This is a genomic window from Phyllobacterium sp. 1468 (assembly GCF_031455525.1).
Taxonomy (GTDB): Bacteria; Pseudomonadota; Alphaproteobacteria; order Rhizobiales; family Rhizobiaceae; genus Phyllobacterium.
The window spans coordinates 938804-963430 of sequence record NZ_JAVDSX010000001.1; the positions used below are offsets into that span (position 1 = coordinate 938804).

The 24627-nt window shown below is 57.7% G+C and carries 19 protein-coding genes; 7 read left to right on the forward strand and 12 right to left on the reverse strand.

The genetic code is table 11. The features are described 5' to 3' along the window. Positions 1–24 precede the first annotated feature (24 nt). Entirely contained in the window at positions 25–2976 is a 2952-nt protein-coding gene (gene polA, locus J2X72_RS04525) for a DNA polymerase I (protein ID WP_310068872.1), read from the reverse strand. 691 nt (positions 2977–3667) lie between these two features. Between polA and J2X72_RS04530 the strand changes: the two genes are divergently transcribed. After that, a complete protein-coding gene (locus J2X72_RS04530; RefSeq protein WP_310068874.1) occupies positions 3668–5068 on the forward strand; it encodes a M20/M25/M40 family metallo-hydrolase in 1401 nt (466 codons plus the stop codon). A gap of 54 nt (positions 5069–5122) precedes the next feature. Continuing rightward, positions 5123–5740: a ribonuclease D gene (locus J2X72_RS04535; protein WP_310068876.1), complete on the forward strand. Its 618-nt coding sequence runs from the start codon at positions 5123–5125 to the stop codon at positions 5738–5740. 11 nt (positions 5741–5751) lie between these two features. On the opposite strand, the gene J2X72_RS04540 is transcribed toward J2X72_RS04535, so the two are convergent. Further along, on the reverse strand, positions 5752–6867 hold the full coding sequence (locus J2X72_RS04540; protein WP_310068878.1) for an acyltransferase family protein: 1116 nt from the start codon (positions 6865–6867) through the stop codon (positions 5752–5754). A 512-nt stretch (positions 6868–7379) separates the two neighbouring features. Further along, on the reverse strand, positions 7380–7661 hold the full coding sequence (locus J2X72_RS04545) for a hypothetical protein (RefSeq protein ID WP_310068881.1): 282 nt from the start codon (positions 7659–7661) through the stop codon (positions 7380–7382). Between the two features lie 220 nt (positions 7662–7881). Here J2X72_RS04545 and J2X72_RS04550 point away from each other — a divergent pair, with 220 nt between their 5' ends. Further along, a complete protein-coding gene (locus J2X72_RS04550) occupies positions 7882–10071 on the forward strand; it encodes a transglycosylase domain-containing protein (RefSeq protein ID WP_310068883.1) in 2190 nt (729 codons plus the stop codon). A 53-nt stretch (positions 10072–10124) separates the two neighbouring features. On the opposite strand, the gene glpK is transcribed toward J2X72_RS04550, so the two are convergent. Further along, complete coding sequence (gene glpK / locus J2X72_RS04555) at positions 10125–11615, reverse strand: glycerol kinase GlpK (RefSeq protein ID WP_209998412.1); 1491 nt, start codon at positions 11613–11615, stop codon at positions 10125–10127. A 63-nt stretch (positions 11616–11678) separates the two neighbouring features. On the opposite strand from glpK, the gene J2X72_RS04560 reads away from it, so the two are divergent. Beyond that, positions 11679–12488, forward strand: coding sequence for an SDR family NAD(P)-dependent oxidoreductase (locus J2X72_RS04560; protein WP_405044639.1), 810 nt, complete (start codon positions 11679–11681; stop codon positions 12486–12488). A 215-nt stretch (positions 12489–12703) separates the two neighbouring features. Here J2X72_RS04560 and xylA read toward each other — a convergent pair whose 3' ends face one another. Genes xylA through J2X72_RS04575 form a run of 3 tightly spaced genes read right to left on the reverse strand, consistent with a single transcriptional unit; the run spans position 12704 to position 16735 of the window. Further along, complete coding sequence (gene xylA, locus J2X72_RS04565; RefSeq protein ID WP_310068889.1) at positions 12704–14014, reverse strand: xylose isomerase; 1311 nt, start codon at positions 14012–14014, stop codon at positions 12704–12706. Continuing rightward, positions 14011–15465 (reverse strand): xylulokinase, encoded by a 1455-nt coding sequence (gene xylB / locus J2X72_RS04570; RefSeq protein ID WP_310068891.1) that lies wholly within the window; start codon positions 15463–15465, stop codon positions 14011–14013. The genes xylA and xylB overlap by 4 nt, the downstream gene beginning before the upstream one ends. A 22-nt stretch (positions 15466–15487) precedes the next feature. Next, positions 15488–16735: an ROK family transcriptional regulator gene (locus J2X72_RS04575; protein ID WP_209998408.1), complete on the reverse strand. Its 1248-nt coding sequence runs from the start codon at positions 16733–16735 to the stop codon at positions 15488–15490. A 207-nt stretch (positions 16736–16942) separates the two neighbouring features. On the opposite strand from J2X72_RS04575, the gene xylF reads away from it, so the two are divergent. The 3 genes from xylF to J2X72_RS04590 all read left to right on the forward strand — a co-directional run bounded on the left by xylF (position 16943) and on the right by J2X72_RS04590 (position 20171). Further along, positions 16943–17986, forward strand: coding sequence for a D-xylose ABC transporter substrate-binding protein (xylF, locus tag J2X72_RS04580; RefSeq protein WP_209998407.1), 1044 nt, complete (start codon positions 16943–16945; stop codon positions 17984–17986). A gap of 84 nt (positions 17987–18070) precedes the next feature. Beyond that, positions 18071–19378: a sugar ABC transporter permease gene (locus J2X72_RS04585; protein WP_310068894.1), complete on the forward strand. Its 1308-nt coding sequence runs from the start codon at positions 18071–18073 to the stop codon at positions 19376–19378. 13 nt (positions 19379–19391) lie between these two features. Then, positions 19392–20171 (forward strand): ATP-binding cassette domain-containing protein, encoded by a 780-nt coding sequence (locus J2X72_RS04590; protein WP_209998405.1) that lies wholly within the window; start codon positions 19392–19394, stop codon positions 20169–20171. Between the two features lie 48 nt (positions 20172–20219). Here the strand turns inward: J2X72_RS04590 and J2X72_RS04595 are convergent, their stop codons facing one another. The 5 genes from J2X72_RS04595 to murJ form a co-directional block, all read right to left on the reverse strand. Beyond that, positions 20220–20798, reverse strand: a complete 579-nt coding sequence (locus J2X72_RS04595; RefSeq protein ID WP_114431505.1) for a NifU family protein — start codon at positions 20796–20798, stop codon at positions 20220–20222. Positions 20799–20898: 100 nt separating this feature from the next. Beyond that, positions 20899–21387, reverse strand: a complete 489-nt coding sequence (locus J2X72_RS04600; RefSeq protein ID WP_209998402.1) for a universal stress protein — start codon at positions 21385–21387, stop codon at positions 20899–20901. A 51-nt stretch (positions 21388–21438) separates the two neighbouring features. Next, on the reverse strand, positions 21439–22518 hold the full coding sequence (gene trpS, locus J2X72_RS04605; RefSeq protein WP_310068902.1) for a tryptophan--tRNA ligase: 1080 nt from the start codon (positions 22516–22518) through the stop codon (positions 21439–21441). Between the two features lie 108 nt (positions 22519–22626). After that, entirely contained in the window at positions 22627–22995 is a 369-nt protein-coding gene (locus J2X72_RS04610; RefSeq protein WP_310069325.1) for a VOC family protein, read from the reverse strand. A 14-nt stretch (positions 22996–23009) separates the two neighbouring features. Further along, positions 23010–24593, reverse strand: coding sequence for a murein biosynthesis integral membrane protein MurJ (murJ, locus tag J2X72_RS04615; protein ID WP_310068905.1), 1584 nt, complete (start codon positions 24591–24593; stop codon positions 23010–23012). Positions 24594–24627: the final 34 nt, after the last annotated feature.

The window sequence follows — 24627 nt, forward strand, 5'->3', positions numbered from 1 at the left end:
TCCGACTATCTCTTCCCCCGAAGCCTAATGCGCCTCATCCCAATTATGCGCCGCGCGTGCATCGACATGCAGCGGCACTGACAGCGACACTGCAGGCATTGCAGCATTTTCCATGACATGACGAATGACCGGAATAGTCGCCTCGACCTCCTCGTCGGCGGTCTCGAAGATCAATTCGTCATGTACCTGCAGCAGCATGCGAGCCGAAAGCTTGGCGTCATTCAAGGCTGGTTCCATGCGCACCATCGCCCTGCGAATGATATCGGCGGCTGAGCCCTGGATCGGCGCATTGATCGCTGCGCGCTCGTTGAATGCCCTATGTGTCGGGTTGGACGACCGTATTTCCGGATAGTGCGCGCGCCGTCCGAAGATCGTCTCGACATAGCCATGCTGGCGGGCGAAGGCTTTCGTCGCTTCCATATAATCCTTGATGCCAGGGAAGCGGTCGAAATAGGTGCGTATATATTGGCCGGCCTCCTCGCGCGGGATGGACAGCTGGTTGGCGAGACCGAAAGCCGAAATCCCATAAATGATGCCGAAGTTGATCGCTTTGGCGCGGCGCCGAACCTCCGAAGGCATATCCTTCACCGGCACGCCGAACATTTCGGAGGCGGTCATGGCGTGAATGTCGATGCCATCGGCAAAAGCCTGCGTCAATTGCGGAATTTCGGCGACATGAGCCAGCACGCGCAATTCGATCTGGCTGTAGTCGGCGGAAATCAGCTTGTTTCCCGGCTCCGCAATAAAGGCGGTGCGGATCTTGCGGCCCTCACTCGTGCGCACGGGAATGTTCTGCAGGTTCGGCTCGGACGACGACAGGCGGCCCGTCGAGGTCGCAGCCATGGCGTATGAGGTGTGCACACGCTTGGTCCGGGGGTTGATATAGCCGGGCAGGGCGTCCGTATAGGTCGATTTAAGCTTCGTCAGCTGACGCCAATCGACGATCTTGCGTGGCAGTTCATGTCCCTCAGCTGCAAGATCTTCCAGGAGTTGGGCCGAGGTGGACCATTGGCCGGTCTTCGTCTTGGATCCACCGGGCAGGCCCATCTTGCCAAACAGGATATCGCCCATCTGCTTCGGTGAGCCGATATTGATCTTCTCGCCGGCGAGCCGATAGATGTCCTCCTCGATCGCAGCGGCGGATTGAGCAAGATCACCCGACAGGCGCGAAAGGATCTGGCGATCGACGGAAATGCCGCGCTCTTCCATGCGCGCGAGCACGGGAATAAGCGGCCGTTCCAGCCGCTCGTACACCGACACCAGCCCGTCAGCGACGAGACGAGGCTTTAGCAGACGCCAGAGCTGCAAGGTGACATCGGCATCTTCCGCCGCATATTCCGTTGCGCGCTCGATGGAAACCTTGTCGAAGGTGACCGATGACTTGCCAGAGCCAATCAACTCCTTGTGGGCGAGCGGCTTGTGACCCAACCAGCGATCGCAAAGACTATCCATGCTGTGACTGCCTTCACCGGCATCGAGCACATAGGAGATAAGCATCGTATCGTCGAGTGGATGGAGATCGATCCCGTAGCGGTGCATGACCAGCCACTCATATTTCATGCTGTGCGCTATCTTGAGGACTGACGCGTCTTCGAGAAGCGGCTTCAACATGCGAAACACTTCGCGCTCGGGTATCTGGTGCTCGACCAGCCCGCCGCCGAGAAGATCGCCGTCGCCGGAAACATGATTGATCGGGATATAGGCAGCACGTCCCGGCCGCGTTGCCAGCGACAGTCCAACGACTTCGGTTTGCATAGGGTCTGCGGACGTGGTTTCCGTGTCGAAAGCGATGACACCCGATGCCATCGCTTCGTCAATCCAGACCTGCAATGCGGCAACGTCCCGAATGGTTGCGTAGGAACTGCGATCGATCTTGGCGGCAAGCGCCTGGTCGGTGCGGGCCTTCACCAACCCGGCGGGTGTGCCCTCGACATTGCCAAAAGCCGGTTTGGCGCCGTTTGGTGCGGATGAGGTTGGCTTAGGCGGGCTAGGGAGATCGGCTTCGGATGCGACATCGAGGTCCGGCCCGTGCGCCTCCGCAACAGCCTGAATGGGCACGTTTGCCGGTTCGATCTCGCTGGCTTCGACGCCCGTTGCCTCTGCCGCACGGCGCGTCAGCGCATTGAACTCCATGGCCTTGAGAAAGGCGACGAGCTTGGGCCCGTTCTGAGGTTCCAGGCTAAAATCATCGATGCCGACGTCGACCGGGGTGTCTGCCTTCAAAGTTACCAATTGGCGGGAGATGCGGGCCTGGTCCGCATACTGGATAATGTTCTCGCGCCGCTTTTGCTGCTTGATCTCGCCGGCGCGTGCAAGCAGCGTATCGAGATCGCCGAATTCCTCCAGCAGCTGCGCGGCCGTTTTCGGTCCGATACCGGGAATTCCCGGCACGTTGTCGGTTGAATCACCGGTCATCGCCTGCAGGTCGATCATCTTCTCAGGCGGTACGCCCCATTTCTCGATTACATCGGGAATGCGGATCTGCTTGTCCTTCATGCTGTCGTACATCGTCACCATCGGCGTGACGAGCTGCATCAGATCCTTGTCTGAAGAAATGATAGTGACCTCCGCGCCGGCCGCTTCGGCCTGGCGGGCATAGGTGGCGATCAGATCGTCCGCCTCGTAGCCGTCTTTTTCGATGCAGGGCAGGTTGAAGGCCTTGGTCGCCTGGCGAATCAAGCCGAACTGCGGAATGAGATCTTCCGGTGGTGCCGAACGGTTCGCCTTGTATTCCGGATAGATCTCCTTGCGGAATGTATGCGACGAATAATCGAAGATCACAGCAAAGTGCGTGGGCGTATCGCGGACGGAGGTGTCGCGCGCTTCCCGCAACAGCTTCCACAGCATGTTACAGAAACCCGACACAGCGCCGACCGGCAAACCGTCGGATTTGCGGGTCAGAGGAGGTAATGCGTGATAGGCTCTGAAGATATAACCGGAACCGTCGACGAGGAAGAGATGATCACCTTTTTTCATGGCGCCTACGATTAAATGATGATCGGGGAAAAGGGAATGCGGTGTCTTTCGGTTTCGCGGAAACTAGAGCAAGTTTTGTCTATTCAGAGCCATTCTGCCGGAGGGAATTTGGTTCAAGACCAAGGGCTTTGGCGAGGCCGATGTTTACCCATCGGACGAAGCCGAAGCCCGACGGAATTGGGCCAAATTCACCCGGCCCTCCAGGGTTTCCGGCTGGCGGCCAACCACTTTGTCAGGCGGCGTCGGACGATGGGTAAACATCGGCCTCGCCACCTTCCGCGTGGATTGTCTCGCCATCCGGGAAACAGAACTGGCTTTGAATAGACAAAGCTTGCTCTAGCCTTGGAAACACAATCATCCTGACATTTACGCATCACACCTTTGTTACAAATATGTAATCTCCTGTGCCCTTGAATTGCCACGGTTTGCCCCCCAAATCCATACTTGTCGACGTTAGATCGATGTCCGGTTTATAAGGCTCGTCCCCCGCCTAACACCGGACTTGCGGCCAGCCTCATCCCCCTCTCCAGGGCTGACCGCAAAGTGAGTGTAGTGATCTGGTCGCCTGTGGTCCCCCCGCCACGGCGGCCATTTCTTTTGGGCGATGGACCGCAGCAATTTTATGTGCCGCTGCATCCAAAATGCGCTAAGAAGAACTCCCTTCACGAATTCCAGCCATTCAGGAAATAGCATGTCAGCTCTCGAACCTGTGTTGAATACGCTCGATAATAATTTGGATAAAAGCCTGGAGCGGCTTTTCGATCTCCTGAAAATCAAGTCCATCTCGACCGATCCGGCCTTCAAATCCGAATGCCGCAGGGCAGCCGAATGGCTGGTTGCCGACCTGAAATCGATCGGGTTTGAAGCCAGCATCCGGGATACGCCGGGCCATCCCATGGTGGTTGGCCATCATGAAGGTCCGGGCGCCGAGGCCCCTCATGTATTGTTCTATGGGCACTACGACGTGCAGCCCGTCGATCCGCTCAATCTCTGGGATCACGATCCGTTTGAACCGGCTATCAAGGAGGCCGGTAATGGCCGCAAGATCCTGACGGGGCGCGGCACATCCGATGACAAGGGCCAGCTGATGACGTTCGTCGAAGCCTGCCGCGCCTACAAGGAAGTGCACGGCAAGTTGCCGGTCAAGATTTCCATTCTCTTTGAGGGCGAAGAGGAATCGGGCTCGCCATCGCTGAAGCCGTTTCTCGACGCTCACCGGGACGAATTGAAGGCGGATTTTGCTCTCGTGTGCGATACCGGCATGTGGGATGAAGAGACACCGGCGATCTCGGTTGGTCTGCGTGGTCTTGTCGGCGAAGAAATCGTCATCAAGGCGGCGGATCGCGATCTGCATTCCGGCATGTTTGGTGGCGCTGCCGCCAACCCGATCCGCATCCTCACCAAGATTCTCGCCGATATCCACGACGAGAATGGGGCGGTGACCATCCCCGGCTTCTATGACGGTGTTGAGGAAACGCCGACACAGATCCTCCAGATGTGGAAGGGGCTCGATGCCACGCCGGAGAATTTCCTGGGGCCAGTCGGCCTTGCGATACCATCCGGAGAGAAGGGTCGTTCGCTGCTCGAACTGATCTGGGCTCGCCCGACAGCCGAATTCAATGGCATCACCGGCGGCTATACGGGGCAGGGCTTCAAAACCGTGATCGCGGCTGAAGCCTCTGCCAAAGTGTCGTTCCGGCTTGTGCACCGGCAGGATCCGGCGAAAATCCGCGAAGCATTTCGTGCCTTCGTCCGCGAACGTGTTCCCGCCGATTGCTCGGTTGAGTTCCACGAGCACGGAGCATCGCCCGCAATCCAGCTTTCCTACGAATCGCCGCTGCTCACCAAGGCGAAGGATGCTTTGAGCGACGAGTGGCCGAAGCCTGCCGTTTTGATCGCCATGGGCGGATCGATTCCGATCGTCGGGGATTTCCAGCGTATGCTCGGCATGGAATCGCTCCTTGTCGGCTTCGGGCTGGAAGATGACCGCATCCACTCTCCGAATGAAAAATACGAGCTGACCTCGTTCCATAAGGGTCAGCGCTCCTGGGCGCGCATACTCGACGCTTTGGCAATTCCGGGAAAAGTGTGAAGCGGTTACCAATCGGAACTGTGTACACAACAATAGAAGTGACAGGAAACGACGATGACCATCCGCTTTCACCGCAATGATCTGCCCGATCTCAAGCACTATCAGGTCGATGCTGTCGCAATCGATACCGAAACGCTCGGGCTCAACCCGCATCGCGACCGGCTTTGCGTCGTGCAGATATCACCGGGTGACGGTTCGGCGGATGTGATCCAGATCGACAAGGGCCAGGCAGCGGCGCCCAATCTCGTCAGATTGCTTGGCGACGACGCCATCACCAAGATTTTCCACTTCGGACGGTTTGATCTGGCGTTACTTTTCCACGCTTTCGGGGTCATGCCGAAGCCGGTATTCTGTACGAAGATCGCCTCGCGTCTGGTGCGGACATACACGGACCGCCATGGCCTGAAGGATCTCTGCAGCGAGCTTTTGGAAGTCAATCTCTCCAAGCAGCAGCAATCATCGGATTGGGGAGCTCCCGACCTGTCGCAGGCGCAGCTTGAATATGCTGCTTCAGATGTCCTCTATCTGCATCGTTTGCGCACGATCCTGCAGCAGCGGCTTATCCGCGACGGGCGTTCGGAGGAAGCGGCCGCTTGCTTTGAGTTCCTGCCAACCCGCTCCAGGCTTGATCTGATGGGATGGGATGAACAGGATATCTTCGCGCATAGCTAGGCGGAAACCTGTTATTCGGCTGAAGCCAGCGCTTCCCTTGGAGCCGGTGCGCGATCGATATGGGCCCATTGCGGCCGCTTGAACAGAAACTGGCCATAGCCGCTCCACTGGATCAGCCAATAGAGGACCACTGGACCGATCACGCCGCAGACGACGGTCAAAAGCGAGATCGTTCCTATATCGGTTATAATGCCACTCTTCAGGAGAACGGTACGAGCCAGCGCCATCGGCAAAAAGAAGGCGAGATAGACGACGATCGAATGCGCGCCGAGCCAGCGCAGAGGCTTCACGATGCCTTCCGCGGACTGCGCCATGTGGGCAATCAGCGCGGAAACGGAAACGATCGCCAGCGCTCCGGCACCTCCGGCTGCGAGTGAGATGAGCGGCACGTTAGCCCATCCGCCAAGCCCGCCCGACGTATAGGCCTCCGCGGGTATCCAGGCGGCAAATCCCTCGGATGCGGGAGTGAACACCAGCAAGCCATTGATCAATGCCCATCCGCCGAGGATGAGGAGGGCTGCAACAGGCCGCTGCCGCAGCCCTTCGGCCAGGCGGAATATCGCTGGCGCAAATGCATAGCCAGCGAAGAAATAAACGAAACGGCTGCAGAATTCATCGACCACCAGCCAGCCCGTATGGATCGGCAATGTTTCGAGCACGGCAGCGATCAGCAGGACCAGCCAGACGTTGACGCCTTTGACGAGGCGCGTGACGACAAAGAAAACCGGCAGGAGATAGATGAACCACAACGTGCCGAATGGCTGGATGAAAGCGAGGAGATAGGCGGATAATGCTCCCCCTGTGCCGCTCTCAGCCACGATGCCTGGCGCCTTGAACAGGAACTGGATGGTCAGCCAAAGCACGTAGAAATAGGCGAAGTGCACGATTTTGCGATCGGCATAGCGCAGCCACGGGCGGTCGATCACGAGGCCGAGAAACAAACCGGAGATCATGAAGAAGTCCGGCATGCGGAAAGGCTGGGCGAAAGCGACGACAGGGTGCATCCAGCCGCGCATGCCGGCTTCGTTCTCGACGCCGAGCACCGAATGCATCATCACGACGAAGATGATGCAGATACCCTTGGCGATGTCGACCCAATCGACGCGCGCTTTTTCACCCGTGCTCATAACTTTTGTACCCCGGAACCCATTTCCCTTTGATACGCGAAAATTGAGAAGGGAAAGTAAAATTCGGGTGATAACGCGCCGAAATCCAGGAAACAAAAAAGCCGGGCAGAAGCCCGGCGAATTGTGAACGCTAAAGCGTCCAGAGGGGAACACGCAACGAGTGAAAAATGGGAGGAGAACCACTCGTTACGCAAGGATTAAAGTAGAACCACCCGGGCAAGTTTTCAAGGGCTGCAAAATAATATTTTACGCGTGCGATGATTTAGGAGTTCGCGACCTACCTGAAACCCGCGATATTATTGCATTTATTGGCTGGGAACGGCGAACTCCTGCAGATCTTTGCAAACGCCATGTCCACGCAGCTGACAGCCGCCGAGGCGATACTGCGCTTCCGCGTCAGGGTTTGGATTGAGCCTCTGGAACGCGCCACCGCCACAACCGCTCAAAATCGCCACCAAACCTGCGAAAACGACAAAACGCATCATGTACTCCGTGAGATTGCTCCGCCCAGACTAGAGCAAGTTTTGTTTATTCAAAGCCAATTCTGTTTCCCGGATGGCGAGACAATCCACGCGGAAGGTGGCGAGGCCGATGTCTTTCCATCGTCCGACGCCGCCTGACAAAGTGGGTGTCCGCCAGCCGGAAACCCAGCCGTTGGTTGCTTTGCAAACCAATAAGCTTTCAAACCCGCTGGTCGAATTACCCGCATTTCGAGCGAAATGCGGTTCGACCAGTGGGCCGGGTGAATTTGGCCCAAATCCTTCGGGCTTCGGCATCGCCCGATGGAAAGACATCGGCCTCGCCAAATCCCTTGACCTTGAACCAAATTCCCTCCGGCAGAATGGCTCTGAATAGACAAAATTTGCTCTAGCGCCGGTTGGCCGGTTTCTCAATCGCGATAGTCCTCGATCCACATCGCAGATCCGGTCTTAACCGCACCTTAAATCGCCGCATTTACCCTGCAACGGGGCGCTTGCAACTATTCGGGCTCATCGGGGGCAGGACTTCTCATCAATGGCATCACGCGACAAGGGCAGACAGCGCATTGAGCCGGGGTTCGGTACGGACCGCCGTTCGGGCGGTGATTTGCGCGCAGATCCGGAGGACAGGCCTGTGGCAAAACGCAAGACGGCACGTAAACCGGGGAAATCGCAGCGTGGCAGATCACGCCGCGTTCGCAGCGGCCGCGGGTTTTTCGGCGCACTACGCCGTCTATTCTATTGGTCGTTGGTTCTGTGCATCTGGGGTGGTGTCGCCTTGGCCGGCACGGTCATTTACTTCGCCGCAAAGATGCCCCAGACGACCACATGGGCCATTCCCGATCGTCCGCCCAACGTCAAGATCGTTTCGGTCGAGGGTGACCTGATTGCCAATCGAGGCGCCTCGGGCGGCGAGGCGATCAGCCTGCATGACATGTCGCCCTATCTGCCAGAAGCCGTCGTCGCCATCGAGGATCGCCGGTTCTATTCGCATTTCGGCGTTGATCCGATCGGCTTCACGCGCGCGATGGCTGCCAATGTCATGTCTGGACGGCTGGTTCAGGGCGGTTCGACCATCACCCAGCAGCTGGCCAAGAACCTTTTCCTGACGCCGGACCGTACCATCGAACGCAAGGTGCAGGAAGTCATGCTCGCCCTCTGGCTCGAGCAAAAATACACCAAGGATCAAATTCTCGAAATGTATCTGAACCGGGTCTATCTCGGCTCCGGTTCCTATGGCGTTGCCGCCGCCTCCCGGCGCTATTTCAATAAATCGGCCAAGGAAGTGACCCTGCCGGAAGCCGCATTGATTGCAGGGCTGTTGAAGGCACCGTCGCGCCTGTCGCCTGCGCGTGATCCGAAAGCCGCGCGTGAACGGTCGCAGCTCGTACTCGCCGCCATGCGCGAACAGGGCATGATCGGCGACAAGGAACTCAACTTCGCCATGAAACAGCCGGCAACCCGCGCCGCCTCCTATTGGAGCGGTTCGGAGCAGTATGTCGCCGATCGTGTCATCGAAGAATTGCCGGATCTGATCGGCGATGTACGGAGTGACGTGATCGTTGACACGACTGTCGATCTCGGGCTGCAAAAGCTCGGCGAGGCGTCGATCCGCGATCTGATCAGCAAGAATGGCGAGAAACTCAATGTCTCGCAGGGCGCCCTGGTTTCGGTGGATGGCACCGGTGCGGTGCGGGCGCTGGTTGGCGGCTACGACTATGCCAACAGCCAGTTCGATCGTGCCAGCGAGGCCAAGCGTCAGCCGGGCTCGGCATTCAAGCCGTTTGTCTATCTATCCGCGCTTGAACAAGGGTTCACCCCCGAATCCGTGCGCAACGACGCGCCCATCCGCATCGGCAACTGGACGCCCGGCAACTTCAACGGCAAGTATTTCGGCAAGGTCACCCTGGCCGAAGCACTGGCGCGCTCACTGAACTCCGTTTCGGCGCAGCTCGTGATGGAAGTCGGCCCGACGACGGTCGTATCGACAGCCCATCGCCTGGGAATCGAGTCGAACCTCACGGCAAATGCTTCGCTGGCACTTGGAACATCGGAAGTCACGCTTCTGGAACTGACCGATTCTTTCGTGCCATTTGCCAATGGCGGGTACAGGGCGCCGCCCTATATCATCCGCCGCGTGACGACCACTGAAGGCAAGGTGCTCTACCAGCACAAGAACACCGCTACGGATCGGGTCATCGATCCGCGCAATGTCGGCATGATGAACGCCATGCTGCGCCAGACAGTCGATACGGGCACGGCGACGAAAGCCAAATTCGGCTGGCCGGCAGCGGGCAAGACCGGCACCAGCCAGAACTTTCGCGATGCCTGGTTCATCGGTTACACATCGAACCTGACGACCGGCGTCTGGTTCGGCAATGATGACGGCAAGCCGACCAGGAAGATAACCGGCGGCTCGCTGCCCGCTATCGCATGGAAAGACTTCATGGTCGCAGCGCACAAGGGCGTGCCGGTGGCGCAGTTGCCGGGTGACTATCAGCTGCATCAGCAGGTCAATGACGGCAACGATATCCTGCCCTCGTCCGGGGTCGATCCCACGGTGCCAGCTGCGGAGGGCGTGCCTTCCGCGCAACTCGATCCGGTCGGCCCGATTCCTCCCGCGGATCTCGGTGATCAAACCGGCTCGACCCGGCCCGTGCCTCCCGGCGAGGTTGGCCACAAGGGCCGCAAGACGACGCTGTTCGATCTGATCATGGGCAATTGAGCATCGTAAGTATCTCTCCTGCAAGCGGAGAGATACGTGGAGCAAGTTTTGCTCTAACTCGTCAAAGTCCGTTTCACCGCCGCCCGCCATCCGGCGATTTTCACCTTTCGCGTCTTGTCGTCCATCTTCGGCACAAACCGTATGTCGCGTTCCCAGGTTTTGGCGAAATCGCGCTTGCCCGGCCAGATGCCCGCCTTCGAGCCCGCCAGCCATGCGGCTCCGAGGGCTGTGGTCTCGAGGATCGTCGGACGATCCACCGGCGCATCAAGAATGTCTGCGAGACGTTGCATGGTCCAGTCGGACGCGACCATGCCGCCGTCGACACGCAGAACGGTCTTCGTTCCGGACGACTTCCAGTCCTTGCGCATCGCATCGAGCAGATCCCGCGTCTGGTAGGCAACCGATTCCAGAGCGGCGCGGGCAAATTCCGCCGGACCGGTGTTGCGGGTCAGGCCGTAGATAGCGCCGCGCGCCTCGGCGTCCCAATGCGGTGCGCCAAGGCCGACAAAGGCAGGAACGAGATAGACATTCTGGTTTGGATCGGCCTGGTCGGCGAGTTTGCCGGTTTCGGGCGCTGAGCCGATGATCTTCAACCCGTCGCGCAGCCATTGCACGGCGGCGCCGGCAATAAAAATCGAGCCTTCGAGGGCATAGGTCGTCTTGCCATTGAGACGGTAGGCAATTGTCGTCAGCAGGCGGTTCTTCGACAACACCATGTCGCTGCCTGTGTTGAGAACGGCAAAGCATCCGGTTCCGTAGGTGGATTTGAACATGCCGGGCTCGAAACAGGCTTGCCCGATCGTCGCCGCGTGTTGGTCGCCCGCCACGCCGAGAATGGGAATTGAAGCGCCGAAGATGTCGGCTTCAGCAGCGCCGTAATTTGCGGCGCAGTCTTTTACCTCCGGCAGCATGGCGCGGGGGATGCGAAGAATCTCGAGGAGCTCATTGTCCCATTCATTCGTCGCTATATTGAAGATCAACGTCCGCGAAGCATTTGTAGCGTCGGTTGCATGCACCTTGCCGCCGGTCAGCCGCCAGATGAGGAAACTATCGACCGTGCCGAACAGCAGTTCGCCATTTGCCGCGCGTTTGCGTGCACCGGGTACCTTGTCGAGGATCCATGAAAGCTTGGTGCCGGAAAAATACGGATCGAGCAGCAGGCCTGTCTTCTTCGTGAACGTCTTTTCGAGGCCCTGCTTTTTCAGCTTCTGGCAGAGCGGCGCCGTTCGCCTGTCCTGCCAGACGATGGCATTGTGAATTGGTTTGCCGGTCTCCTTGTCCCAGACAATGACCGTCTCACGCTGGTTGGTGATGCCGATCGCCGCAACGTCGCCCGCTTCTATCTTGGCGTTCTCGATCGCCACTTCGCACGTTTTGAGTACCGATCGCCAGATTTCCTCCGGATCATGCTCCACCCAGCCAGATTGCGGATAGATCTGCGTGAATTCCTGCTGGCTCTTGCCTGTAACCTTGCGGTTCTTGTCGAAAACAATAGCGCGGCTCGACGTCGTTCCCTGGTCGATGGCCAGAATATAACCGTTCATGCTTCCCCCCTTGATCTGCGCGCCACGATATTGGCTTCGCCCGGGCGGATCAATCGTTGCGACATGATATGCCTCGAATTTTGCAGTGCGATAAGCTATTGCTGGTGCAACGGAGTATTTCCCATGACCAACGAAGAACCACGCAAGGTACTTGTCCTGACCGGCGCGAGCCGCGGTATCGGCCACGCCACTGTCAAACGCTTCTCGCGCGCCGGTTGGCGTGTCATCACCTGTTCCCGCCAAAGCTTCGACGATAATTGCCCTTGGCCGGCTGGTCCCGACGATCACATCAAGGTCGATCTCGCAGACCCCGCCGATGTCGATCATGCGGTGGCCGAAATCAGGCAAAGGCTCGCTGTGGAGGGCGGCAAGCTCAATGCGCTGGTCAACAATGCCGGTATTTCACCGAAGAACAGTTCGGGCGCCCGTCTCGATTCGATCGAGACGCCGATGCAGACGTGGATGAGCGTGTTCCAGGTGAATTTCTTTGCGCCCATCATGCTGGCGCGTGGCCTCTTCGCCGAACTTGAGGCGGCGCAAGGGTCGGTGGTCAACGTAACATCGATTGCCGGCAGCCGCGTCCATCCCTTCGCGGGCACCGCCTATGCCACGTCCAAGGCGGCGCTGGCATCTCTCACACGCGAAATGGCGTCGGACTTTGGCCCGCATGGCATTCGCGTCAATGCAATCGCACCGGGTGAAATCGACACGGCAATTTTGTCTCCCGGCACCGACAAAATGATTGCGCATCTACCACTACGGCGGCTCGGCAAGACGGCCGAAGTGGCTGAAACGATCTACTTCCTGTGCACCGAATCGTCATCCTACGTGACGGGTTCCGAGATCCACATCAACGGCGGCCAGCACGTTTAGAGCGGTCTGACCGGGCGCCAATTGCGGCGCAACGCCCCTAAAACGCCACGGTATCGCCACGAAATTCGGGATAAGTTTTGGCGAAATTGGCGCAAAAAATGCTGGTTTTTGCGCAAAAATCGGGTGTGGATCAGACAGAAATTCACACGGCCAAATCCCCAAAAGCGCAAAGGAATAAGTTCTCAACTGAGAACCTATTCCTTTCACGAGCAGCGTCAAACGTAGCGATTAACGACGTTTTCCAGATATTCCTGGCGTCCGGAGCGCGGCTGCGGTTGCAGGTTTCTGTCGTTGACTTGCTTTGCGATCTCTTCGAGCGAGACCTTTCCAGAGAGCATGGCCTGCGCCTCTGGCTTCGACCAGCCGGCATAGCGATCATCGACAAACCCGGTCAAAACCTTGTCCTCGACCATTTTCGCGGCTGCCTTGAGGCCGCGCGCGCAAGTGTCCATGCCGCCAATATGCGCGATCAGCAAATCCTGCGGATCAAGCGACTGGCGGCGCAGCTTGGCGTCGAAATTCGTGCCGCCGGACGTAAAGCCGCCAGCCTTGAGTATCTCGTAGTAGGCGACCGCAACTTCTGGCACGTTGTTTGGGAACTGATCCGTATCCCAGCCGGACTGGTAATCATTGCGGTTCATGTCGATCGAACCGAAAATGCCAAGCGCCGCCGCCGTCGCGATTTCATGCTCGAAGGAATGCCCGGCCAGGATGGCGTGGCCCTGTTCCAGATTGACCTTGACCTCTTTCTCAAGGCCAAAGCGCTTGAGGAAACCATATACCGTCGCGGCATCATAGTCATACTGATGCTTTGTCGGCTCCTGCGGCTTGGGTTCGATCAGGATCGCACCTTTGAAGCCGATCTTGTGCTTGTAGTCGACAACGAGGCTCAAAAACCGGCCCATCTGGTCGAGCTCGCGCTTCATGTCGGTGTTGAGCAGCGTTTCGTAGCCTTCGCGTCCGCCCCACAGAACGTAGTTCTCGCCTTTCAGCTTTTGCGTCACATCGATACAGGTCTTCACCGTCGCCGCGGCATAGGCAAAGACATCCGGGTCGGGATTGGTCGCCGCGCCCGACATGTAGCGGCGGTTGGAAAACAGGTTGGCGGTGCCCCACAGAAGCTTGGTGCCGGTATTTTCCATCTTTGCCGCAAAATAATCAGCGATTTCATGCAGGCGCTTGTCGCTCTGCGCGATGCTGTCGCCTTCCGGGCGCACGTCGGCATCGTGGAAGCAGAAGTAGGGCGCGCCGAGGATCGAGAACATTTCGAATGCCACGTCTGCCTTGAGTTTGGCCCCATCCATCGTATCGTTGAACCAGGGACGCTCGAAGGTCTGTCCGCCGAACGGATCGCCGCCTGGCCATACGAACGAATGCCAATAGGCGACGGCAAATCTCAAATGGTCCTCGAGCCGTTTGCCAAGAACGATCTCGTCCGGGTTGTAAAAGCGATAGGCGAGCGGATTGGTGCTGTCCGGCCCTTCGTACTTGACTGGTTTTACGTCGGCGAAAAATCCGCTGCTCATGATTGAACTCCTTTTAATGCTGGGTAGAGATTGTGGTAGCGATGGTACGCCGCGTCGAAATCGCCGGTGAGTTTGGCTTCCGGTTCGATTGTGTAGTCTGTTGCCGGCGCGGCGCAAATCGCCCGTGGATCGGCCTTTTCGGCAGCGATCAATCCAAGGCGTGCGGCACCAAAAGCCGCGCCGAAATCGCCATCGGCCGGCACATCGATGGGAATATTGAGCGCGGTTGCGATGGCTTTAAGCCAATAGGTTGAACGTGACCCGCCACCGACCGCGGTAACACGATCGAGTTTGGTGCCCGCCGCGGCAAGGGCGTTCAGACAATCGCGAAATGCGAAAGCCACGCCTTCCAAGACCGCCTGTGTCAGAACTGCGCGGTCGCTGGCATGCTCGAGTCCTTGGAACGAACCCCGAATAGCGGAATCGTTCAGCGGCGTACGCTCACCGGATAGGTATGGCAGGAAGGTCACGCCAGACGGCGCACGCAGGTCATCGCCCAGTTCTCCGGTAAGTTCGGCAGGTTTGCGTGATGTAATGCCTGCGTACCAGTTCAGGGCATCGGTGGCCGACAGGATAACGCCCATCTGGTGCCAGGTATCGGGCAGGGCATGGCAAAATGTGTGAACTGCGCTCTCGGGGTTTGGCAGATAGGAGCCGTTGGCAGCAAAGAGCACGCCGGATGTTCCCAACGAGACGAAGGCATGGCCTTCACCGACCGTCCCCATGCCGCAGGCGGAAGCGGCATTGTCGCCCGCCCCGCCGGCAACAACAACGCTGCTGCCCACACCCCACCGAGAAGCGATATCGGCTTTCAGGGTCCCGGAGACTTCGGTCCCCTCGACCAGCGAAGGCATATGGCTGACATCGAGATCTGTTGCTGCGAGAAGCTCCGGCGACCATGCGCGCTTGCCGACATCGAGCCATGACGTTCCCGCCGCATCCGACATTTCCGACACGTGTTCCCCGGTGAGCCACAACCGCAAATAATCTTTTGGCAACAGCACGCGGCGCAGCTTGGCAAACGTCTCCGGTTCGTTGTTCCTGACCCAAACGACCTTCGGTGCGGTGAACCCTGGAAAAACAATGTTGCCGCTCAGCGCCCGAAACTTCGGATCGCTGTCGAGTTCGGCAGCCTCCTGGTGGCTGCGGGTATCGTTCCACAGGATGCAGGGACGAAGTACGCGATCATTGCCGTCGAGCAGCGTCGCGCCATGCATCTGGCCGGATAGGCCAATACCTTTGACCGCAGCGAGTTCCTTTGCATGCGTGGTTTTGAGCGCCTGAACTGCGTCTTCGGTGGCCTTGATCCAATGCGATGGATCCTGCTCCGACCAGCCGGAATGCGGTCGTGAAATATCGAGCGTCCCGGTACCGGACCCGATGACCGATTGGTCTTCTCCAATCAACAGCGCCTTGACGCCGGACGTGCCCAAATCAAGGCCAAGATACATGGATTCTCCTCCTGAATTCTGTTTAGATCGCCCGTTTAATTGGCGTATCACCTGCGTCGCCCGGGGCGAAAACCTGTGTGTCGAGGTGAAGCAGTGAAGTCATCATACAGCCCTGCAGTATCAGCGGATGTTCATCCGGGTAGCAACGTATGCTCAACTCCTGCGCTGCCCCCCAGCCGGAGGTGCCGGAAACGATATCGCGCAATTCGTCTTCGATAAGGTCGAAGACAGCTGCGCCTGATCCAACCAATGCGACCGGAATCGGGTCGATCAGGGAAAACAGGCTCCGCAAACCTGAACCAATTGCCTGACCTGCCTTGCGGAAGGCAGCGCGTTCTTGGCCGTCGCGGGTGCGCGCCCGGTTTGCAACCTCGTCATAGATTGCCGAATCCACATCCTGTGCCGGCTGGTGTTTCTCATCCTGTCCGGATGTCCTCCTCAAAATGGCATAGTCGCTGGCATAGGCTTCGATACAACCATGACGTCCGCAACGGCAAAGTGCGCCGTTTGGTACATGCAACATGTGACCGAACTCCGCCGCGGAGGAGTGAGCACCGAGAAAGGGCTTGCCTTTCAGGTAAAGTCCCATGCCGATCCCGTGGGAGAGGAGGATCGCCGCAAAATCCTCTGCGTAGTGCTCTGGATCGATCCAGCGCAGCGCCTCGGCAATCATGTTGCAGTCATTGGCAACAGCGACTGCAACGCCATATCGCTTGGAGAGCGCATCTCCAAAGGCGATATTGCTATCCGGAGTGATCGGCGACCATAGCATTGTTGCTCTTGCCGCGTCGGTCACGCCTTGCACGCCCATCGACATATGCATGAGACGGCCTGACTTGGGCGGACGGCTCTCGAGCAGATTGTCAAGCATCAGGCATATGGAATGGATGAGATCATCCGACTTTGCATCGAGTGTTGAAACGCGGCGGAATTCCTCGGCGATCATCTGGCCTTTGTAGTCGAACAGAACGGCATGAACGAGATTGAGTGCGAGTTCCACGGTTGCAACCGTCGCTATCGCAGGGTTCAGGGTGAGTGCCACCTGAGGACGTCCACGCCGATTGGCGATGGTATCGCCGTCGCGGCTCTCGGCTATAATTCCTTCCGAAATGAGCGCGGTCGTGATGGCTGAGACGGTGGATGGACTGAGTCCGGTCTGCGCGACGATGTCTGTGCGAGAAAGCAGTCCATGACGCCGCAACGCAGCGAGCACTAGCCGTCGGTTCTGCCGCCTGACGTCGTCAGGACGCGCAATCTCATCTAGGAACAAACGATTTCCTCCCAAAAACCCGATTCCAGTGCACTACAATACCCCATGCAGCGCGGTGTGCCATGCCAGGAAAAACTAAGTTGACACGTAAATGCTTTTAAGTCACTATTTTTTTCGAGCCTCGAATTAAAGAGGTTTGGATGTCGGCCGGAGGTGATGTGCCTGCATCCATTCAGTCAACGTGCTAAATGCACCGGGAGGGTTACCATGAAGAAATATGCAACCGCATTGGCGGGGGCTGCTGTCCTTGCTGTATCATTTGCCGGCCCTGTTCTGGCGAAGGACAAGATCGTCGGTGTATCGTGGTCGAATTTTCAGGAAGAACGCTGGAAGACGGACGAAGCCGCCATCAAGAAAGCGCTGGAAGCCAATGGCGACAAGTACATCTCGGCAGATGCACAGTCCTCGGCGTCCAAGCAGTTGACCGACGTTGAAAGCCTGATTTCGCAGGGTGCCAACGCCCTTATCATTTTGGCGCAGGATTCGAGCGCCATTGGACCTGCTGTTGAGAAGGCCGTGGCCGAAGGCATTCCGGTTGTAGGTTATGACCGCCTGATCGAAAACAAGGATGCGTTCTATATTACGTTCGACAACAAGGAAGTGGGCCGCATGCAGGCGCGGGGCGTGTTTGCCGTCAAGCCTGAAGGCAACTACGTCTTCATCAAGGGTAGCTCCGCTGATCCGAACGCAGATTTCCTTTTCTCCGGGGCCCAGGAAGTGCTGAAAGAAGCCATCGACTCCGGCAAGATCAAGAACGTCGGTGAAGCCTACACCGATGGCTGGCTTCCTGCCAACGCCCAGAAGAATATGGAACAGTTCCTGACCGCAAATGACAATAAGGTCGATGCCGTCGTTGCCGCAAACGATGGAACAGCCGGGGGTGCTATCGCGGCGCTGCAGGCTCAGGGCCTTGCCGGCACTGTTCCTGTTTCCGGTCAGGATGCCGATTTCGCCGCACTTAACCGCGTAGCACTCGGCACGCAGACCGTGACGATCTGGAAGGATTCCCGCGAACTTGGCAAGCAAGCCGCAGGCATCGCCTCGGCCCTCGCAGATGGTAAGAAGATGGAGGAAATCCCGAACGTTCAGAAGTTTGCTGGCGGCGCTAACAAAGTTGAGGTTAACGCTGTCTTCCTCACTCCCGTTCCCGTGACCAAGGATAATCTCGATGTCGTCATCGACGCTGGCTGGGTGAAGAAGGACGTGGTCTGTCAGGGCGTGAAGGCAGGTTCGGTACCGGCCTGCAAGTAACATCGTTAAATCTGTTAAAATCGAACGCCGCTGGTCTACTAGATCGGCGGCGTTTTAAGAAGACAATAAAACTGGGAGAGTACAATGAGTGATCCGGCCATCAGCCTCGATCGGGCCCGTTCGTCGGAGCTCGGCATTGTCGCCAAATTCTTCAAGGCGACTGAGCTTGATACGCGTCTTCTCGGCATGATCGCAGCGCTGGTCATTATCTGGCTTGCCTTCCAGTTTCTCTCTGGCGGTCAGTTTCTGACGCCGCGCAACCTTTGGAACCTGTCGGTTCAGACGTCGTCGGTTGCTGTCATGGCGACCGGGATGGTGCTGATCATCGTTACCCGTAACATCGATCTGTCGGTTGGTTCGATTCTCGGCTTTGTCGGGATGATAATGGGCGTGACGCAAGCGGAGTTCCTGCCAAGGCTTATTGGCTTCGAGCACCCGGCCACATGGATCATTGCGCTTGGTGTTGGCGTCATCACCGGCGCGCTCATTGGCGGGTTTCAGGGCTTTATCATTGCATTCCTCGGGGTGCCTGCTTTCATCGTTACGCTTGGTGGTCTTCTGGTATGGCGCGGCGCCGCCTGGTGGGTTACCTCGGGCCGCACGGTTGCGCCAATGGACTCGACTTTCCGTCTTATGGGCGGAGGTCCCGAGGGTTCAATCGGTGCATTCTGGAGTTGGGTTGTTGGCGTCGTCGCCTGTGCCGCCATCGTCGGGATGATCATTAACAGCCGGCGCCAGCGTAAACGTTTCAACTTTCCCCGTCGTCCCATATGGGCTGAAGCCTTCATGGCTGCCGTGGGGTGCGTTCTTGTTCTCGGCGCAGTCGCCATTGCCAATGCATACTACTGGCCGATCGGTATCGTCCGTAAATATGCCGAAGCGAACAACATCACAATTCCCGATGGCGGGCTGTTCATCTCACACGGAATTGCAATTCCGGTGCTGATCGCTGTTGCCGCCGGTCTCATCATGACCTTCCTTTCGACGCGCACCCGCTTCGGCCGCTATGTCTTCGCCATGGGCGGCAATCCCGAAGCGGCAGACCTTGCGGGTATCAATACGCGCTGGGTGACGATGAAGATATTCATCATTATGGGGATTCTTTGTGCCATTGCAGCTGCTATTTCCACCGCTCGCCTCAACGCGGCAACCAATGCACAAGGCACCCTCGACGAACTCCTGACCATCGCGGCAGCCGTTATCGGCGGAACGTCGCTGGCTGGCGGCGTCGGCACGATCGCCGGCGCCATGATCGGTGCGGTCCTGATGCAATCCCTAAGCTCAGGCATGGTGCTGCTCGGTCTCGATACGCCACTGCAGAATATCGTTGTCGGTCTGGTTCTTGTCGTGGCCGTCTGGCTGGACACAATCTATCGCCGCCGTACAGCTTAAGGGAGGAACAATCATGACCAATACACAAACGCCTCTCATCCATATGGAAGATATTTCAATTGCCTTTGGTGGCATCCGTGCAGTTGATGGAGCTTCGATCGATCTTTTTCCGGGCGAAGTCGTTGCGCTTCTCGGTCATAACGGTGCCGGAAAATCGACCCTGATCAAGATCCTTTCGGGCGCATACAAGCGCGACAATGGTACGATCAAGGTCAACGGCGAAGAGGCTGCGATCAACAATCCGCGTGATGCCAAGGCCTATGGTATCGAAACGATCTATCAAACCCTGGCACTGGCGGACAATGTCGACACGGCCGCCAATCTTTATCTCGGGCGTGAATTGATGACGCCCTGGGGCACTCTCGATGACGTTGCGATGGAGCACAGCGCGCGCGAAGTCATGGGTAGGCTCAATCCACGGTTTCAGCGGTTCAAAGACCCGGTCAAGGCACTTTCGGGCGGTCAGCGGCAATCCGTGGCGATTGCGCGCGCCATCTTGTTCAACGCCCGGATACTCATCATGGACGAGCCGACTGCGGCGCTAGGACCGCAGGAAACCGCCCAAGTCGGCGAACTGATCAAGCAATTGAAAAGTGAAGGCATCGGCATCTTTCTCATCAGCCATGACATCCATGATGTCTTCCACCTAGCCGATCGCGTGGCGGTGATGAAAAACGGTCAAGTGGTCGGCACCGCCAGGGTTGGCGATGTCAACGAGGACGAAGTGCTCGGCATGATCATCCTTGGCAAATGCCCGCCCGGTGCGATACCGGGACCTGGCGCGGTGAACTAAAGCAAAAAAGGCCGCTCAAAGCGGCCTTTTCAATCATCAAACCGATATTTAGATTGACTCGACTTGCTGAACTTCCGGTACGAAGTGCTTCAAAAGGTTCTGGATACCATGCTTCAGCGTCGCGGTGGATGAAGGGCAACCCGAGCAAGCGCCCTTCATGTGCAGAAACACGGTGCCGTTTTCATAACCCCGGAATGTAATGTCGCCGCCGTCCTGAGCCACAGCGGGACGGACGCGGGTTTCGAGAAGCTCCTTGATCGTATCGACGATCTCGGTATCGGCGCTGTCGAAGAATTCACCATCGGTCTCCCGCTGGGCGGTATCAGCGATTTGGCTGACATTGGCCATGACCGGTGCGCCGGACATGAAATGCTCCATGATCGCGCCTAGAATGGCAGGCTTCAGGTGTTGCCATTCCGGGCCTTCGCTCTTGGTGACGGTGACAAAATCATACCCAAAAAATACGCCGGTGACGCCCGGGACGCCAAAAATCTTGCCAGCAAGCTGTGAAGATTCGCCAGCACTTGCTGCGTCGCGGAAATCGGCGGTTCCTTCTTCAAGCACCACCTTTCCAGGCAGGAACTTCAAGGTCGCTGGATTGGGCGTTGCTTCGGTCTGGATGAACATGGCAGATCTCGCGTATCTAGTTTAGAACTATTCAAATAGCCATATAGGCCTTTAAACCATTCTCTTCAAGTCAGGATTATATCACGTTTGGTCGACCTAATCAGGTAATCGCGTCGATATCCTCATCCGATAGATTATAGGGTACGACCGTAACTGGAATGGAAAAGGATTCCCGTCCTGCCAGCGATTGAACAAGCGGGCCAGGCCCATCCTTGCCGGAACCAGCCGCCAGGACGAGGATGGCGATATCCTGATCTTCTTCGATAAGCTTCCGAATCTCTTCGGATGTAATTCCTTCGCGAACAGCAAGTTCCGACTCGATCCCGATCGTTTCCCGGACACTGGCGGCAAACTTGCTGAGCGTCGAATTGGCCCGCTCCTGGGCTTCCGCACGCATGATCTGTTCAACCCCCAGAAACTGCTGAAAGTCTGCCGAATCGATAACGAACAGCAGCAGGAGTACGCCGCCGGTCGTTTTGGCCCGGCGCGAGGCATAGGCAACTGCCCGCTCGCATTCCGGCGTTTCGTCAATGACGGCCAGAAATTTGCGGCGGTGGCCGGCTTCGCGGCTAAGACGTCTTGATACCATGTGCGCAACCTGCCCTAAGCATCGATCGTCCGCAAGGTCTTCCCTGGCGGACTAGTTCTGCAGAAATCCGACAATATCACGGACATTGCGCATCGTCTTCTCAGCAAGAACGCTCGCGCGCTCACCGCCATCTTTGAGGACGGTATCGACAAAGCTGGGATCAGCAGAAATTCGCCGCATTTCCGCTGCGATCGGCGCCAGTTTTTCTACCGCGAGGTCAGCAAGGGCGGGCTTGAAGGTTGAGAATTGCTGTCCGCCAAAATCGCGGATCACGGTGGCCTTGTCGCTGTCGACCAATGCAGCATAGATACCGACGAGATTGTCGGCTTCGGGCCGATCCTTCAAACCTTCAAGCTCCGATGGCAAGGGTTCGGAGTCGGTCTTGGCCTTACGGATCTTTTTCGAGATCGTGTCCACATCGTCGGTCAGGTTGATGCGCGAGAGATCCGACGGATCGGACTTTGACATCTTCTTGGTACCATCGCGCAAGCTCATGACACGTGCTGCGGGCCCGCCGATGACTGGTTCGGTCAGCGGAAAGAAACTGGAAATCGTTTCATCCCCCGATTGCGTTTCAACACCAAGCCCAAGTTCAGCGATCCTGTCCGAAAAATCCGTATTGAACTTCTGAGCGATGTCGCGGGTCAACTCCAGATGCTGCTTCTGATCCTCACCCACAGGCACGTGCGTGGCACGGTAGACGAGGATGTCCGCCGCCATAAGGTTCGGGTATGCGAAGAGGCCGACGGAGGCATTTTCACGGTCCTTACCGGCCTTGTCCTTGAACTGGGTCATGCGGTTGAGCCAACCCATCCGGGCAACGCAGTTGAAAACCCATGCCAGCTCCGCATGCTGGTGCACGCGGCTCTGGTTGAAAACGATGTTCTTTTTTGCATCGATGCCAGAAGCAAGGAAGGCTGCCGTGACCTCACGTGTATTGCGCATGAGTTCGGCCGGCCCGCCCCAGACGGAGATGGGAGGGGTAATCGCATGCTGGTCGACAACACAGTAGATGCACTTGCTGCTTTCCTGCAAAGCAACCCAGCGACGGATCGCGCCGAGATAGTTGCCAAGATGCAGGTTGCCGGTAGGCTGGACACCGGAAAAGACGAGCGGTTCAAACGTGCTCATAAAATCGTCCTTGATCGTTCGGGGATCGGGCTTGCAGGCTCCGACAGCAATGAAACCGAGCTTTTGGCAGAGGGAGACGCTCTATTCAAGCCCAATCGATACCAACCTTCATTTGAGCTCCAGCAGATCCCATTTATTACCGTAGAGGTCTTCGAACACTGCGACGCTGCCATAGGGCTCATGGCGGGGCTCTTCAAGAAAATGTATGCCCGCCTTCACCATCTTCGCGTAGTCCACCGGGAAATCATCGGTATGCAGAAACAGTGCAACGCGTCCGCCCGTCTGGTTGCCGATTCTGGCCTTCTGTGTATCGTCATCCGCTTTTGCCAGCAACAGCCGGGCCCCAATACCCTCGGGCGCGACGACAACCCAACGTTTTGTTTCGGAGAGCGCCGTATCGTCGACAAGCGAAAAGCCGAGCATCTGGGTGTACCAGGCAATCGCCTCGTCATAATCGCGCACGACAAGTGTAACCATGCCGATAAACCGGCTCACGACGCGTCCTCAGGCGCTTTTTTTCCCCGTTTCACGTTCCGGCGGATCATTCCGAGGCTGGCCCCACCTGTACCGAAAGCGAGCGCAAAGTAGAGGACCATCGACAATCCGACCAGCGTGACGATTGCAATGGCCTGCGTACGGAGAGGCGCATGTGGCTCCAGTGCCGGGCCCATCCAGCGAATTGCGTAATAGAGTGCAAGGCCCATGAGTCCGGCGGAAACAACCAGCCGCGGGATGCGAGTAAGCAAAGGCATGTCGCGCCCCCAATGTCCGCGCCAGACGAGGGTAACGAAAAGCAGGATTGCGTTTGTCCACCCGGCGACGATCTCGGCCGTTGCAATGCCGGTCTCTGCCATGATCGGGAACAGCGTCAGTGCGAGACTGACGTTTACAATGACGGCGATGGCCGCAAAGATCATCGGTGTGCGGGTATCTTCGCGGGCGAAAAATCCCGGCAAGAAAGCTTTGATCAAGACGAATGCCGGCAGGCCAAGCCCGTAGATCGCCAGGATATTGCCGACAGTGTGCGTCGATGCGGTGGAGAAATTGCCGCGTTCGTACAGCATCCGAACGATCGGTTCGGACATTACCAACAGTGCCGCAGCAGCAGGAAGCGTAAGAAACAGTGTGAACTCGACCGAGCGGTTCTGCAGACTACCGGCTTCCTTCAGATTTCCTGAGCGCAGCGCACGCGCCAATTCGGGCAGGAGAACCGTCGCGACCGCTATGCCGACGACGCCGAGCGGCAATTGATAGATACGGTCAGCATAGGCCAGAGACGAGATGGCGCCCGATTTGGCTGACGCGATGTTCGTGTTGATCAACAGATTGATTTGGGTGATGCCGCCAGTTACGGCGGCGGGGAAAGCCAGTATCAGCAGGCGTTTGACGTTGGCGGTTATACGGGGCAAGCGGAATCCGATGGAAATGCCGGCGTTACGCACCGCAAACCAGACAATGGCTAGCTGAACCACGCCGGAGACCATGACACCCCAGGACAGCGCATAGCCTACCGCCCTGCCGTCTTCGCCCCTCCACCAGGCATAGCCGAGCACGCCGATAAGAATGACATTCAGGAAAACTGGAGCGATCGCCGCAGCGAAATAGCGATGCAGGGAATTGAGCATCCCGCTCATCATGGCGGCGAGCGACATGCAGGCGAGGTAGGGGAACATGATGATGGCCATCGATACGGTGTTATCGAACTTCATCGGATCAGCCACGAAGCCCGGAGCTATGACGAAGCGTACGATCAGCGGCATTGACAGTTCCATAAGGATCGTCAGGCCGAGCAGCACGGTAAAAAGGACCCCGAATACCTCTTCGGAAAAGCGGCGCGCTCCATCGAGCCCGTTGGCTTCGATTTCCTTGGCGAACAAGGGCACGAAAGCAGAGTTGAACGCACCTTCCGCGAAAAGCCGCCGGAAGGTGTTAGGAAAACGGAAGGCGGCATTGAAAGCGTCGGCGACAGGTCCTGTGCCCAGCGCAGAGGCCATCAGCATTTCGCGCGTGAAACCGAAGACGCGGCTCATCAACGTGCCGGACGCAACCGTCGCAAATTTCTTGACCAAGCTCATTTAGAGCCCTTTCCGGCCATATTGGCCGTGTTCT

What these genes read in the sequence shown, in the direction of transcription:
- murJ (WP_310068905.1), bottom strand. Translation starts at nt 24,593, where the DNA reads ATGAGCTTGGTCAAGAAATTTGCGACGGTTGCGTCCGGCACGTTGATG.
- J2X72_RS04550 (WP_310068883.1), top strand. Translation starts at nt 7,882, where the DNA reads ATGGCATCACGCGACAAGGGCAGACAGCGCATTGAGCCGGGGTTCGGT.
- polA (WP_310068872.1), bottom strand. Translation starts at nt 2,976, where the DNA reads ATGAAAAAAGGTGATCATCTCTTCCTCGTCGACGGTTCCGGTTATATC.
- J2X72_RS04590 (WP_209998405.1), top strand. Translation starts at nt 19,392, where the DNA reads ATGACCAATACACAAACGCCTCTCATCCATATGGAAGATATTTCAATT.
- J2X72_RS04610 (WP_310069325.1), bottom strand. Translation starts at nt 22,995, where the DNA reads ATGGTTACACTTGTCGTGCGCGATTATGACGAGGCGATTGCCTGGTAC.
- J2X72_RS04540 (WP_310068878.1), bottom strand. Translation starts at nt 6,867, where the DNA reads ATGAGCACGGGTGAAAAAGCGCGCGTCGATTGGGTCGACATCGCCAAG.
- J2X72_RS04595 (WP_114431505.1), bottom strand. Translation starts at nt 20,798, where the DNA reads ATGTTCATCCAGACCGAAGCAACGCCCAATCCAGCGACCTTGAAGTTC.
- xylF (WP_209998407.1), top strand. Translation starts at nt 16,943, where the DNA reads ATGAAGAAATATGCAACCGCATTGGCGGGGGCTGCTGTCCTTGCTGTA.
- J2X72_RS04535 (WP_310068876.1), top strand. Translation starts at nt 5,123, where the DNA reads ATGACCATCCGCTTTCACCGCAATGATCTGCCCGATCTCAAGCACTAT.
- J2X72_RS04600 (WP_209998402.1), bottom strand. Translation starts at nt 21,387, where the DNA reads ATGGTATCAAGACGTCTTAGCCGCGAAGCCGGCCACCGCCGCAAATTT.
- J2X72_RS04585 (WP_310068894.1), top strand. Translation starts at nt 18,071, where the DNA reads ATGAGTGATCCGGCCATCAGCCTCGATCGGGCCCGTTCGTCGGAGCTC.
- J2X72_RS04560 (WP_405044639.1), top strand. Translation starts at nt 11,679, where the DNA reads ATGATATGCCTCGAATTTTGCAGTGCGATAAGCTATTGCTGGTGCAAC.
- xylA (WP_310068889.1), bottom strand. Translation starts at nt 14,014, where the DNA reads ATGAGCAGCGGATTTTTCGCCGACGTAAAACCAGTCAAGTACGAAGGG.
- J2X72_RS04545 (WP_310068881.1), bottom strand. Translation starts at nt 7,661, where the DNA reads ATGTCTTTCCATCGGGCGATGCCGAAGCCCGAAGGATTTGGGCCAAAT.
- trpS (WP_310068902.1), bottom strand. Translation starts at nt 22,518, where the DNA reads ATGAGCACGTTTGAACCGCTCGTCTTTTCCGGTGTCCAGCCTACCGGC.
- xylB (WP_310068891.1), bottom strand. Translation starts at nt 15,465, where the DNA reads ATGTATCTTGGCCTTGATTTGGGCACGTCCGGCGTCAAGGCGCTGTTG.
- glpK (WP_209998412.1), bottom strand. Translation starts at nt 11,615, where the DNA reads ATGAACGGTTATATTCTGGCCATCGACCAGGGAACGACGTCGAGCCGC.
- J2X72_RS04530 (WP_310068874.1), top strand. Translation starts at nt 3,668, where the DNA reads ATGTCAGCTCTCGAACCTGTGTTGAATACGCTCGATAATAATTTGGAT.